Raw genomic sequence first — 12,584 nt, 5'->3', positions numbered from 1 at the left:
GCCGTCGCCGCCGAGCCGGCCGTCCTGCGCGCCTACCTCGGCGCGGGCACCGCCGACGGCACCCTCGCGCTCGTCCTCGACCCCACCGCGGACCCGGCCGAAGCCGCCCAGCGCGTCGCCCGGCACATCGCGGCCGACGAAACACTGAGGGCCCGCCTGGTGAGCGGCCTCGACCTGGCACTGCTGCCTGCCGAGGCGACGCCACCTGGCGAGCCCCTCTACGTACGTCCGTGAATCACATACATCCGTGAATCACGTACGCACGTGAACACTCAGCCGAAGATCGGGCCCGTGTACTTCTCGCCCGGGCCCTGACCAGGCTCGTCCGGCACATCGGACGCCTCGCGGAAGGCCAGCTGCAGCGACTTCAGGCCGTCGCGCAGCGGGGCCGCGTGGAACGAGGAGATCTCCGTGGCGCTCGCGTCCATCAGGCCGGCCAGCGAGTGGATCAGCTTGCGGGCCTCGTCCAGGTCCTTGTGGCCCTCGCCGCCCTCGGCGAGGCCGAGGTTCACGGCCGCGGCGCTCATCAGGTGGACGGCGACCGTGGTGATCACCTCGACCGCGGGGACATCCGCGATGTCACGGGTCAGGGTGTCGAAGTCGGGGGAATCGGAGGCCGAGCCGGTGGCGGACTCGGGGGTGGGGGTCGCGTCGCTCATGTCCCACACGATAAGCGGAGCCCCAGTCGGAGTGACCCGCGGGAGTCCGTGACCATCGCCCGTGGATCGCCCGGCGCCGCTGATTAGCCCCACCCCCGCGGAGCTGCTAACCTTGTGTAACGACCGGCCGGACACTCGCGTGCCACGCAGAGACCCGGCCCACAAGTGGAGGCTCCGCTTCCCACCTAGCTGCTCTTTGGAGCGGCGGGTCACCGGTCAGGCGGCCGCAGTCCCCGAGACTACGGCAGGCCCGAGATGCGCCCCGCGATCACCGCGGAGGTGCTCCGGTAGTAATGGAGCCCCTTCCTGTGATCGGTTGGGGCATTTTTTATGTACTCACTCGGTTGGTCGAGATAACAGACGTAACGCGGCTGTCCGCCAGACCGCCGCGTGGTGCTACCGAGGAGGATCCATCAGCGCCGAGCCCCGCATCAACGACCGGATTCGCGTTCCCGAGGTGCGACTTGTCGGTCCCAGCGGCGAGCAGGTCGGGATTGTTCCGCTTGCCAAGGCCCTGGAGCTCGCACAGGAGTACGACCTCGACCTGGTCGAGGTGGCGGCTACCGCCCGTCCGCCCGTGTGCAAGCTCATGGACTACGGGAAGTTCAAGTACGAGTCGGCCATGAAGGCCCGTGAGGCGCGCAAGAACCAGGCGCACACGGTCATCAAGGAGATGAAGCTCCGGCCGAAGATCGACCCGCACGACTATGACACCAAGAAGGGTCACGTCGTCCGGTTCCTCAAGCAGGGCGACAAGGTCAAGATCACGATCATGTTCCGTGGTCGCGAGCAGTCCCGGCCGGAGCTCGGCTTCCGACTGCTGCAGCGTCTCGCGAACGACGTCGAAGACCTCGGGTTCATCGAGTCGAACCCGAAGCAGGACGGCCGAAACATGATCATGGTCCTCGGTCCGCACAAGAAGAAGACCGAAGCCATGGCCGAGGCTCGCGAGGCCCAGGCCGCCCGCAAGGCCGAGCGACAGGGCCGCACGGACGACTCCGCCGACGAGGAGACGCCCGACGAGGTCGTCGCCGAAGCCGAGGCGCCCTCCGAGGAGCCTGCAGAGGCCTGATTTCAGGACGCGCCTCCCACGCGCGCCCTGAATGACCACCGATACACCTGACGCTCCCTGCCCACGGTTCGCAGGAACCGGAAAGGCAGGGAGTGCCAATGACGAGGAGAGAACGGCGCTATGCCGAAGAACAAGACGCACAGCGGTGCCAGCAAGCGCTTCAAGATCACCGGCTCCGGCAAGGTGCTCCGTGAGCGCGCCGGCAAGCGCCACCTGCTCGAGCACAAGTCGTCCCGTCTGACGCGTCGCCTCAGCGGCAACGCCGAGATGGCCCCGGGCGACGCCAAGAAGATCAAGAAGCTTCTCGGCAAGTGAGTCCGGGCGCACACCGCGCCTGAACTCTGACCGGGACCCAATCGATACCGGGTCGTGTGAGTCCAACCACGGCCCCGCTACAAGGAGTTAACAAGTGGCACGCGTCAAGCGGGCAGTCAACGCCCACAAGAAGCGTCGGGCGATCCTCGAAGCGGCCAGCGGCTACCGCGGCCAGCGTTCGCGCCTGTACCGCAAGGCCAAGGAGCAGGTCACCCACTCCCTGGTCTACAACTACAACGACCGCAAGAAGCGCAAGGGCGACTTCCGTCAGCTGTGGATCCAGCGCATCAACGCCGCTGCCCGCCAGAACGGCATGACGTACAACCGCCTCATCCAGGGTCTGAAGGCCGCCAACATCGAGGTGGACCGCAAGATCCTCGCGGAGCTGGCCGTCAACGACGCGAACGCGTTCGCCGCGCTCGTCGAGGTTGCGCAGAAGGCTCTGCCGTCGGACGTCAACGCGCCCAAGGCTGCCGCCTAGGCTGTGCGTTTGTGACCGTCACCCGGACCCGCAGGCCTCTTGGTCTGCGGGTCCGAGTGCGTCCGGCTGCTCGTCTGCCTTCGTCTGTCGTCTGCCGTCCGCGGGTTGTACTTGGCTGGTCGCGCAGTTCCCCGCGCCCCCGACGGGGCGCTCTCCCCGAGGTGTGAGTTTCATGGTTGCCGCTCCTGAGTTGATCTCTCCGAAGTCCCCTCGCGTCAGCGCCGCCCGGCGCCTTGCCAAGCGGAACTTCCGGGGGAAGGAGCAGCTGTTTCTCGCCGAGGGGCCGCAGGCCGTGCGGGAGGCCGCCGCATTTTTGGACACGCTCGTGGAGCTGTTCGCGACCGTCGACGCCGCCGAGCGCTACGCCGACATCGTCGGCGAGGCCCGTGCCGCCGGTGCCCGGGTGCACCTGGCGGACGAGGACGTCATCGCCGACATCTCGACGACGGTGACGCCGCAGGGGCTCGTCGGTGTCTGCCGGTTCATCGACACCCCCTTCGACAGCATCCTCGCCGCCAGGCCCAAGCTGGTCGCCGTCCTCGCGCACGTCCGTGACCCCGGGAACGCGGGCACCGTGCTGCGGTGCGCCGACGCCGCGGGGGCCGACGCGGTCGTCCTTACGGACGCCTCGGTGGATCTCTACAACCCCAAGTGCGTGCGCGCGTCGGTCGGTTCGCTGTTCCATCTGCCCGTCGCCGTCGGCGTACCCGTCGAGCGGGCCGTCCAGGGGCTCAAGGACGCGGGCGTACGCATCCTCGCGGCCGACGGAGCGGGCGAGGACGACCTCGACGACGAACTCGACAAGGGCACCATGGGCACCCCCTCCGCCTGGGTCTTCGGCAACGAGGCCTGGGGGCTCCCGGAGGAGACCCGCGCACTCGCCGACGCCGTGGTGCGCGTTCCGATCCACGGCAGAGCCGAAAGCCTCAACCTCGCGACGGCGGCGGCCGTGTGCCTCTATGCGTCCGCCCGTGCACAGCGTGCGGCTGGAGGGTGCCGTTCCGTCACTCCCAGCTAGTAGGGTGACGGGCTCGGAGGCCTCCTGCGCCGGTCCGAGAGGTGGGGTACGGGGAATGAGCATCGGCACGAGCGGATCACCGGGAGTACGGGACATCCTGTGTACTCGCGCGGACGACGGCGCCCTCGGTGACCTCGGCGGGCTCGGTGTCGACCCGGACGACCTTCCCGACGGCCTCGTCGTCGCGGACGAGACGGGCCACGTCATCTGCTTCAACACCGCCGCCGTGCGCATCACCGCGGTGCACGCCGCCGACGCCCTGGGCGCGCCGCTGGAGCGAGCCCTCCCTTTAGAGGACCTCGAAGGCCGCCGCTGGTGGCAGCTGACCGATCCGTACGGCGGCCTTGCCACCCGCTTCGCCCAGCCCGAGCGCAATCTGCTGCTCCCCGGCGGGCGTGAGGTCCTCGTCTCCGCCCGCTATGTGCGCACCGCGCCCACCGGCCCCGTCCGCCGCGTCGTCGTCTCCATCCGCGACACCGAGGCCCGCCGCCGCACCGAGCGCAGCCACGCGGAGCTGATCGCCACCGTCGCCCACGAGCTCCGCTCGCCCCTCACCTCCGTGAAGGGCTTCACGGCGACGCTGCTCGCCAAGTGGGAGCGCTTCACCGACGACCAGAAGAAGCTCATGCTGGAGACGGTGGACGCCGACGCCAACCGCGTCACACGGCTCATCGCCGAGCTTCTCGATATTTCACGGATCGACTCGGGGCGCCTCGAACTGCGTCGCCAGCCCGTCGACATCGGTGCCGCCGTCGGCCGTCACATCCAGGCCCACGTCGCCTCCGGCCAGGACGCGGACCGCTTCCTCGTCCGGATACAGCAGCCGCTGCCCGACTGCTGGGCCGATCCCGACAAGATCGACCAGGTGCTCAGCAACCTCCTGGAAAATGCCGTGCGGCACGGCGAAGGAACCGTCACCATCGACGTGGCGGCGTCGTCGAAGGCCTCACCGCGTGAGCAGGGCGGGGCCGAGACGGCCGTGACCGTGAGCGACGAGGGGACCGGCATTCCGGAGGAATCGATGGGCCGTGTCTTCACCCGCTTCTGGCGGGGCAGCAAGCGCGGCGGGACGGGACTCGGCTTGTACATCGTGAAGGGCATCGTGGAGGCGCACGGCGGGACGATCACCGTCGGCCGCGCACCCAGTGGCGGCGCCCAGTTCCGATTTACGTTGCCCGTGGGCACCCCGGCGTATCTCCTCTGATCGTCCCTGAGCGGCACTGATCACTGCTGATCCGCCCGAGGCACCGCCCGCGGGCTCATTCACCTGCGTCACCCCCGTTAGACTCGATCCTTGGCACGTTTGCGTCCCCCTATGTGGACGATTCGTCTCCGAGTCGTAGACGGGGACCATCACCAGCCAACCGGAAGCACGGGAAGAGATGTCGGCACCGAACAAGTCGTACGACCCTGTTGAGGTCGAGGCACTGAAACCTGAAGAGATCGAGCGCATGCGGGACGAGGCGCTCGCCGCCTTCGCCGCCGCGGGCGACCTCGACCAGCTCCAGGAGGCCAAGGTCGCGCACACCGGCGGCACCTCGCCGCTGGCCCTCGCCAACCGCGAGATCGGCGCGCTGCCCCCGCAGGCCAAGGCCGAGGCCGGCAAGCGCGTCGGCATGGCGCGCGGCGCCGTGAGCAAGGCGCTCGCCGCCCGCCAGACCGAGCTCGAGGCCGAGCGCGACGCCCGGGTGCTGGTCGAGGAGGCAGTGGACGTCACGCTGCCGTACGACCGCGTCCCGGCCGGTGCCAGGCACCCGCTGACCACGTTCATGGAGCGCGTCGCGGACGTCTTCGTCGCCATGGGCTACGAGATCGCGGAGGGCCCCGAGGTCGAGGCGGAGTGGTTCAACTTCGACGCCCTGAACTTCACCCCGGACCACCCGGCCCGGCAGATGCAGGACACCTTCTTTGTCGAGGGCCCGAAGGGCACTGAAGGCGACGAGTCCGGTGTCGTGCTGCGCACCCACACCTCTCCGGTGCAGGCCCGCGCGCTGCTCGAACGCCGTGAGCCGCCCGTCTACATCGTCTGCCCCGGCCGTGTGTACCGCACGGACGAGCTGGACGCGACGCACACCCCGGTCTTCCACCAGATCGAGCTGCTCGCCGTGGACGAGGGCCTGACCATGGCCGACCTCAAGGGCACCCTGGACCACATGGTCCAGTCGCTCTTCGGCGCGGACATGAAGACGCGCCTGCGCCCGAACTACTTCCCGTTCACCGAGCCGTCCGCCGAGATGGACATGGTCTGCTACGTCTGCCGTGGCGAGTCCGTGGGCAACCCCGACCGCCCCTGCCGCACCTGCGGCAGCGAGGGCTGGATCGAGCTGGGCGGCTGCGGCATGGTCAACCCGAAGGTGCTCACCGCCTGCGGCGTCGACCCCCAGAAGTACAGCGGATTCGCCTTCGGGTTCGGCATCGAACGGATGCTGATGTTCCGCCACAACGTCGAAGACATGCGAGACATGGTCGAGGGTGACGTCCGGTTCACCCGGCCCTTCGGGATGGAGATCTGATGCGGGTCCCGCTTTCCTGGCTGCGGGAGTACGTCGATCTCCCCGCCACCGAGACCGGCCGTGACGTACAGGCCAAGCTGATCGAGGTCGGCCTCGAGGTCGAGACCGTCGAGCAGCTCGGCTCCGGCCTCACCGGCCCCCTGGTCGTCGGCAAGGTCCTCACCATCGAGGAGCTGACGGAGTTCAAGAAGCCCATCCGCTTCTGCACCGTCGACGTCGGTTCCGCCAACGGCACCGGTGAGCCGCAGGAGATCGTCTGCGGCGCGCGCAACTTCGCCGTCGGCGACAAGGTCGTCGTCGTGCTCCCGGGCGCCGTCCTGCCCGGCGACTTCAAGATCGCCGCGCGCAAGACGTACGGCAAGACCTCGCACGGCATGATCTGCTCCGGCGACGAGCTGGGCATGGGCGACGACGGAAGCGGCGGCATCATCGTCCTTCCGCCCGAGCACGAGGCCGGCTCCGACGCCATCAAGCTGCTCGAGCTGGTCGACGAGGTCCTGGACATCGCCGTCACGCCCGACCGCGGCTACGCCCTGTCGATGCGCGGCGTCGCCCGCGAGACCGCCATCGCGTACGGCCTGCCGCTGCGCGACCCGGCGCTCCTGGACGTGCCCGCGCCGAACTCCTCCGGCTACCCGGTCAAGATCTCCGACCCGATGGGCTGCGACCGCTTCACGGCGCGCACGGTCACGGGCCTGCGTCCCGAGTCCCGGTCGCCGATCTGGCTGCAGCGCCGCCTCCAGAAGGCGGGCATGCGCCCGATCTCGCTCGCCGTCGACATCACGAACTACGTGATGCTGGAGCTCGGCCAGCCGCTGCACGCCTACGACCGCTCGCGCATCCAGGGCACGATCGGCGTGCGCCGCGCCGAGCAGGGCGAGAAGTTCACGACGCTCGACGGCGCCAAGCGCGTCCTCGACGCCGAGGACCTGGTCATCACCGACGACCGCGGTCCGATCGGCCTCGCGGGCGTCATGGGCGGCGCCAACACCGAGATCGCGGACCACGCAGAGACCGCGGGCACCACGGACGTCGTCATCGAGGCCGCACACTTCGACGCGATCTCCATCGCCCGCACGGCCCGGCGCCACAAGCTGCCCTCCGAGGCGTCCAAGCGCTTCGAGCGCGGCGTCGACCCGCAGGCCGCGTCCGCCGCGGCGCAGCGCACGGTGGATCTCCTCGTCCTGCTCGCGGGCGGCACCGCCGAGCCCGGGGTCACCGAGGTCATCGCGCCCTCCGCGCCGCACACGATCAGCATGCCCGCCGATCACCCGGACAAGGTCGCGGGTATGGACTACGGCCGCGAGACCGTCGTCCGCCGCCTGCAGGAAGTCGGCTGCGACGTCTACGGCCAGGACGCCCTGACCGTCACCGTGCCGTCGTGGCGTCCCGACCTCGCCGAGCCGAACGACCTCGCCGAAGAGGTCATCCGGCTCGAGGGGTACGAGAACCTCCCGTCGACGCTGCCCAAGCCCCCCGCGGGCCGCGGGCTCACGGACCGGCAGCGGCTGCACCGCCGCATCGGCCGCGCCCTCGCCGGGAGCGGATTCGTCGAGGCGCCCAACTACCCGTTCATCGGTGAGCAGGTCTTCGACCAGCTGGGTCTGGAGTCCGGCGACCCCAAGCGGCGGGTCGTGAAGCTGGTCAACCCGCTCTCCGACGAGGAGCCCGCGCTCCGTACGACGCTGCTTCCGGGGCTGCTCGGCGCGCTGCGCCGCAACGAAGGCCGCGGCAGCCACGACCTGGCGCTCTTCGAGACGGGGCTGGTCTTCCAGCCGCGTGAAGAGGCGCGCATCGCGGTGCGTCTTCCCGTCGACCGGCGGCCCACGGACGAGGAGATCGCCTCCCTGACCGAGGCGCTTCCCGTGCAGCCGCGGCATGCCGCCGTCGTCCTCGCGGGCGCCCGCGAGCAGGCCGGCTGGTGGGGCAAGGGCCGTCCGTCCGAGTGGGCCGACGCGGTCCAGGCCGCGCGCGCCCTGGCCGCCGAGTCGGGCACCGAACTGCTCGTGCGCCAGGGCCAGTACGGCCCGTGGCACCCGGGGCGGTGCGCCGAGCTCGCCGTTGTGATCGACGGTGCGGAGCAGGTCATCGGGTACGCGGGCGAGCTGCACCCGCGCGTCGTCAAGGCGCTCGGTCTGCCCGCGCGCACCTGCGCGATGGAGCTCGACCTGGACGCTCTGGAGGACGCGAACACCGGTGTCCCGCAGGGGCCGAAGATCTCCACCTTCCCGGTCGCCACGCAGGACGTCGCGCTCGTCGTCGACGGGGGCGTTCCGTCCGCCGACGTCGAGAAGGTGCTTCGGGAGGGCGCGGGTGAACTCCTCGAGTCCATCCGGCTGTTCGACGTCTTCACCGGCGAGCAGATCGGTGCGGGCAAGAAGTCCCTGGCGTACGCGCTGCGCTTCCGCGCGGCCGACCGCACGCTGACCGTCGACGAGGCCTCCGCGGCCCGGGACGCGGCCGTCGCCCTGGCGACCGAGCGGACCGGCGCGGTGCTGCGCGGAGCGTAGTCACCGCCAGTAGCCGCCGCCAGGCGCACAAGAGGCGCATAGAAGGGCGTATCCGGACCTCCGGATACGCCCTTCACTCGTTTGAGTGACTAGTAAGCCCTCTCTGGCCCGATCGGCCCAGGCGGTAGACAGAATCAGTCCGGCCGCAGGGGTCGTGATCTGTACGGACTGCGCGGCCCGCACGCTGGACAGGGCCTTAGGGGGGCCGTCGGCATGATCCGTATCAGGGCTGGAGCTCCCCGCCGGGTGCTGCTCCGGGCGAGGAGCCGGACAAGGCTCCGGGCGAGGAGCAGGGCGAGGGCGGGCGGGGCCAAGGTGTCCCGTGTGCACCCGCCGCGGATCCGGCGCGTTCTCACGCTCGGCCTTCCCGCGGCGTGGGGCGCGGCCGCCGTCACGTACAAACTCGTCTGCCCGCTCGCCCAGCAGAACAGCCTGGAGGCGCGGATCGTCACCAGTGCGGTCTTCTTCGCGGTCGGCGCCGGTCTGATATTGCATGTTCACGGCACGCTGCTGCGGGAGCTGCGTCAGATCCGCGAGATCGCGGGCGCCGCGCAGAACGTCCTGCTGCGTCCGCTGCCGCCACGGGTCGAGGGTCTTACGGTCGCGGCAGGGCGGCTCTCCGCGTCGCGCGGTGCCTCCGTCGGCGGCGATCTGTACGAGGTGGCGGCCACCGACCACGGCGTCCGCGTCGTCATGGGCGATGTACGCGGACACGGCCTGACCGCCATCGGTACGGCCGCCGCGGTGCTCGGCAGCTTCCGCGAGGCGGCGTACGAAGAGGCGGAACTTCCGCTCGTGCTGCGGAAGTTGGAGCGAGCCCTGGGGCGCCATCTGCGGGAGCGTTCGCGGGCCGAGCATCCGGCCAACGGCGGTGCGGCGCCGGACAGCCCGCCGGCCGAGGAGTTCGTCACCGTACTCCTGATGGAGATCGGCCCGGACGGCGAGATGACCGCGCTCAACTGCGGTCACCCCTGGCCGTACCGCCTGAGCGGGCACGCCGAGCCGGTCGCGGGCGGGGAGCCGCTGCCACCGCTGGGCCCCTTCCCGCTCCCGGCCGAACTGCCCGTACTGCACTGTGGATCGCTCCTTCCGGGGGAGGCGCTCGTGCTGCACACGGACGGCATGGAGGACGCACGGGACGCGGCCGGACGGTTCTTTCCGCTCCAGGCGGCGCTCACCGAAGCGGTGCGGGTCCCGCCGGTCGCGCCCCAGACAGTGATCCGCGCGGTGTACGCCCAACTCCTGCGCCACACCAAGCGGTTGCCCACCGACGACGCCGCGCTCCTCGTGCTGCGCAACGACCGCCGACGGGTGCCCCAACAGCAGGGGGAGACGGTGCGCCGGGAAAGCACCATGACGTGACGCACCGTCAACCTCCGCCGGCCATGCGCCGCCCGGCCCCGCCTTGGAGTTGTCGGGCAGACAGCGGGGCGGACGGCGCCAGTGAGGGCCGCCGCACTTTTCGAGGGGGAGCCGGCGGCCCGGCCGGCCTCCTTGTGAGGAATCTCAGTCAAGCGTGACAGGAGTGGTGATGGCAGAGCGCACACCCCCCGGATTCGCGTACTCCGTTCACACCCCGTGTGAACACACCTCTATTACGCTGGTCACACCGAGCCACCGGAGGGCCTCCATGCAGCCCAATACCCTGCTCGACGCGATCCTCGACGAGGCGGGAATCTCCCACGCGGGCCTGGCTGCCCACGTCAATCAGGCCGGGAAAAGGCGAGGCCTCGCCCTGCGTTACGAACACACCGCCGTCTCCCGGTGGTTGAAGGGCCAGCGCCCGCGCGGCCAGGTGCCCGACCTGATCTGCGAGGTCCTCGCGGGGCGGCTCCAGCGCACCGTCACGCTTGACGACATCGGCCTCGGAGTGCCGGGCCTGCCGGTGGCGGGACTCGGGTCCGCGGCATCGACGCTGTCCGGCTTCGTGGAGAGGGCCACGGCGCTGTGGCGCTCCGACGAACAGCAGCGCCCGCACCTCCTCGGCGCACCCGCGGTCACGGGAACCCCCGCGGTGATGCCCGTCTGGGAGTGGGAGAACCCGCCCGAGGACGTGGACGTCTCGCGCGGCGGCAGGCACCAGGTGAGCACGGCCGACATCGACATGATGCGCGCGGCCCGCGCCCACTACGAGCAGATGTACCGCAAGACCGGCGGAATCGCGACCCGCACCCGCATCGTCGGCTTCCTCAACGCCGAGGCCGCGCCCCTGCTGCGCGGCAGCTACACGGACGAGACGGGTCGCCAACTGCACAGATCCACCGGAGGGTTGGTGGCCATCGCGGGCATCTGCGCCTACGACTCGGACGCCCACGGCTTGGCCCAGCGCTACTTTCACCAGGCCCTGCGCCTTGCCAAGGCCAGCGGTGACCGGGGACTTGGCGCCTATGTCATCGCGCTGCTCGTCAACCAGTCGCTCTTCATGCGCGAGTACCGCCAGGCGGTGGCCTTCGCGGAGGCCGCGCTGCGCGCCGCGGGGCGCGATCTCACCCCGGCCCTCGCCTCCGATCTCTACGCCATGCAGGCCAAGTCGTACGCGCACCTGGGCGACGGCAGCAGCGCGCTGTCCTGCATCCGGCGTGCGGAAGGCGCAGCGGACCGCATCCGGCGTGGGCGCGAGCCGGCTGAGACCGGCTATGTCCAGCCCGGACTCGTCAACGTACAAGTGGCGGAGGCGCTGCTCAGCCTCGGCGACCTCACGGGAGCTTACGAGCATGCGGCGGCGGCGGTGGACACGCCGGCACACGACCGGGGCCGGGTCCATCGGCTGGCCATGCTCAGTCAGATCGAACTGCGCCAGGGGAACACCGACGAGGCGGTGGCCACGGCGGTGGAAATGGCAGAACAAGCACGGGGAATGGAGTCCCAACGGCTGCGTGACCGGCTGCGCGCCGTGCGGGAACATCTGGTCCGCAGCGACTGCGCGGGCACGGCCGAGGCGGCCGAACTCATCGACGGGGCACTGCGCGTACCCCTGTGATGCGCACCGCGCGTACGACAGCGACGGCTCACGGCGAGCGCTGAACTCCGGCGTCGTCCACACGCTGCTCTGAACACCCTCCTGCTGCGATATTGCCATCTACTCGGCGGAAGGTGGCAGAACCGTGCAGTGGACGAAACAAAGCGAACAAACTGTGTATGGAAACCGATGGTTCACGGTCAATCTGGCAGATGTCGAACTGCCCGACGGCCGGCACCTCGACCACTTCCTGATACGGCTGCGGCCCGTTGCCGTGGCCACCGTCGTCAACGAGGCCAACGAGGTGCTGCTGCTCTGGCGGCACCGTTTCATCACCGACAGCTGGGGCTGGGAACTCGCCGCGGGCGTCGTCGAGGACGGCGAGGACCTCGCGTACGCGGCGGCCCGGGAAATGGAGGAGGAGACCGGCTGGCGGCCGGGCCCGTTACGACACCTGATGAGCGTCGAGCCGTCCAATGGGCTCACCGACGCCAGGCACCACATCTACTGGTCGGATGAGTGCACCTACATCGGTCATCCCGAGGACGACTTCGAGTCCGACCGCCGTGAGTGGGTCCCACTCAAACTCGTCCCTGACATGGTGGCCCGCGGAGAAGTACCGGCCGCCAACATGGCGGCGGCGCTCCTCCTCCTGCACCACCTGCGTCTTGGCCAGGACGCGCACTAACGGCCGATGGCCTGCCAAACTGCCACGGCGAGCGCACCTACCGCCGTGAGGGCGAGTAGGGCGGGCAGCGGCCAGCGAGTGTGCTCAAGTGCGGTGATCCTTACGGTCAATTCATCCTGGTTCTTGACGTTTTGTTCGTCGTGTTGAGTGAGCAACGCCAGCTGTCCGTCGACGCGGGCGAGGCCCACGTCCAAGCTGCGGCGTAACTCGGCGAGTTCCTCGGGGACCACGCGAAGTTCAGGGTCGGCGGTCACAGGTCCGTTCCTTTCTGTAGCTGTCCATCCCCCTGATGCGCACGGAAAGTCAACTCGCCTGGTGGCCAGGGCGGGAGAGTGTGCGAAGGGCATATGCGAGCCCAAGACGCACACG

Annotated in this window: 12 protein-coding genes and 1 pseudogene; 11 read left to right on the top strand and 2 right to left on the bottom strand. The window is 69.8% G+C overall.

Features of this window, described 5'->3' with window-relative positions; translation table 11 throughout:
- Positions 1-234: pseudogene (locus tag ABD378_RS35935) on the top strand (SseB family protein); the annotation flags it as partial.
- Between the two features lie 38 nt (positions 235-272).
- Here the strand turns inward: ABD378_RS35935 and ABD378_RS35930 are convergent.
- Positions 273-659: a DUF1844 domain-containing protein gene (locus ABD378_RS35930; protein WP_344528129.1), complete on the bottom strand. Its 387-nt coding sequence runs from the start codon at positions 657-659 to the stop codon at positions 273-275.
- A gap of 412 nt (positions 660-1,071) precedes the next feature.
- Between ABD378_RS35930 and infC the strand changes: the two genes are divergently transcribed.
- The 10 genes from infC (at position 1,072) to ABD378_RS35880 (ending at position 12,215) form a co-directional block, all read left to right on the top strand.
- Positions 1,072-1,731 carry a translation initiation factor IF-3 gene (gene infC / locus ABD378_RS35925; RefSeq protein ID WP_344528174.1) on the top strand — a complete coding sequence of 220 codons (660 nt, stop codon included), beginning with the start codon at positions 1,072-1,074 and terminating at the stop codon, positions 1,729-1,731.
- A gap of 120 nt (positions 1,732-1,851) precedes the next feature.
- Positions 1,852-2,046, top strand: a complete 195-nt coding sequence (gene rpmI / locus ABD378_RS35920; protein WP_135330421.1) for a 50S ribosomal protein L35 — start codon at positions 1,852-1,854, stop codon at positions 2,044-2,046.
- 94 nt (positions 2,047-2,140) lie between these two features.
- Positions 2,141-2,527: a 50S ribosomal protein L20 gene (gene rplT / locus ABD378_RS35915; RefSeq protein WP_114037952.1), complete on the top strand. Its 387-nt coding sequence runs from the start codon at positions 2,141-2,143 to the stop codon at positions 2,525-2,527.
- 172 nt (positions 2,528-2,699) lie between these two features.
- Complete coding sequence (locus ABD378_RS35910) at positions 2,700-3,545, top strand: TrmH family RNA methyltransferase (RefSeq protein WP_344528127.1); 846 nt, start codon at positions 2,700-2,702, stop codon at positions 3,543-3,545.
- A 55-nt stretch (positions 3,546-3,600) separates the two neighbouring features.
- Entirely contained in the window at positions 3,601-4,749 is a 1,149-nt protein-coding gene (locus ABD378_RS35905; protein WP_344528125.1) for a sensor histidine kinase, read from the top strand.
- A gap of 178 nt (positions 4,750-4,927) precedes the next feature.
- The gene (gene pheS / locus ABD378_RS35900) at positions 4,928-6,058 is read left to right on the top strand and encodes a phenylalanine--tRNA ligase subunit alpha (RefSeq protein ID WP_344528123.1); all 1,131 of its coding nucleotides are present in this window, start codon (positions 4,928-4,930) and stop codon (positions 6,056-6,058) included.
- On the top strand, positions 6,058-8,568 hold the full coding sequence (gene pheT / locus ABD378_RS35895) for a phenylalanine--tRNA ligase subunit beta (protein ID WP_344528121.1): 2,511 nt from the start codon (positions 6,058-6,060) through the stop codon (positions 8,566-8,568). The genes pheS and pheT overlap by 1 nt, the downstream gene beginning before the upstream one ends.
- A gap of 249 nt (positions 8,569-8,817) precedes the next feature.
- Positions 8,818-9,930 (top strand): PP2C family protein-serine/threonine phosphatase, encoded by a 1,113-nt coding sequence (locus ABD378_RS35890; RefSeq protein ID WP_425583937.1) that lies wholly within the window; start codon positions 8,818-8,820, stop codon positions 9,928-9,930.
- Positions 9,931-10,198: 268 nt separating this feature from the next.
- Positions 10,199-11,548, top strand: a complete 1,350-nt coding sequence (locus ABD378_RS35885; RefSeq protein WP_344528118.1) for an NsdA family TPR-like regulatory protein — start codon at positions 10,199-10,201, stop codon at positions 11,546-11,548.
- Between the two features lie 124 nt (positions 11,549-11,672).
- The gene (locus ABD378_RS35880; protein WP_160503895.1) at positions 11,673-12,215 is read left to right on the top strand and encodes an NUDIX domain-containing protein; all 543 of its coding nucleotides are present in this window, start codon (positions 11,673-11,675) and stop codon (positions 12,213-12,215) included.
- Here the strand turns inward: ABD378_RS35880 and ABD378_RS35875 are convergent.
- Positions 12,212-12,469: a hypothetical protein gene (locus ABD378_RS35875; protein ID WP_344528116.1), complete on the bottom strand. Its 258-nt coding sequence runs from the start codon at positions 12,467-12,469 to the stop codon at positions 12,212-12,214. The genes ABD378_RS35880 and ABD378_RS35875 overlap by 4 nt on opposite strands.
- Positions 12,470-12,584 lie beyond the last annotated feature (115 nt).

This window comes from Streptomyces rectiviolaceus, assembly GCF_039533825.1.
In the GTDB taxonomy this organism is placed as follows: Bacteria; Actinomycetota; Actinomycetes; order Streptomycetales; family Streptomycetaceae; genus Streptomyces; species Streptomyces rectiviolaceus.
The sequence above is the reverse complement of the archived record's forward strand: the minus strand, read 5'-3'. Positions and strand labels throughout refer to the sequence as shown.

Bases quoted from the DNA above. Each gene is read 5' to 3' on its own strand.
- ABD378_RS35930 (WP_344528129.1), bottom strand. From the start codon at position 659: ATGAGCGACGCGACCCCCACCCCCGAGTCCGCCACCGGCTCGGCCTCC.
- rpmI (WP_135330421.1), top strand. From the start codon at position 1,852: ATGCCGAAGAACAAGACGCACAGCGGTGCCAGCAAGCGCTTCAAGATC.
- ABD378_RS35910 (WP_344528127.1), top strand. From the start codon at position 2,700: ATGGTTGCCGCTCCTGAGTTGATCTCTCCGAAGTCCCCTCGCGTCAGC.
- ABD378_RS35905 (WP_344528125.1), top strand. From the start codon at position 3,601: ATGAGCATCGGCACGAGCGGATCACCGGGAGTACGGGACATCCTGTGT.
- pheS (WP_344528123.1), top strand. From the start codon at position 4,928: ATGTCGGCACCGAACAAGTCGTACGACCCTGTTGAGGTCGAGGCACTG.
- pheT (WP_344528121.1), top strand. From the start codon at position 6,058: ATGCGGGTCCCGCTTTCCTGGCTGCGGGAGTACGTCGATCTCCCCGCC.
- ABD378_RS35885 (WP_344528118.1), top strand. From the start codon at position 10,199: ATGCAGCCCAATACCCTGCTCGACGCGATCCTCGACGAGGCGGGAATC.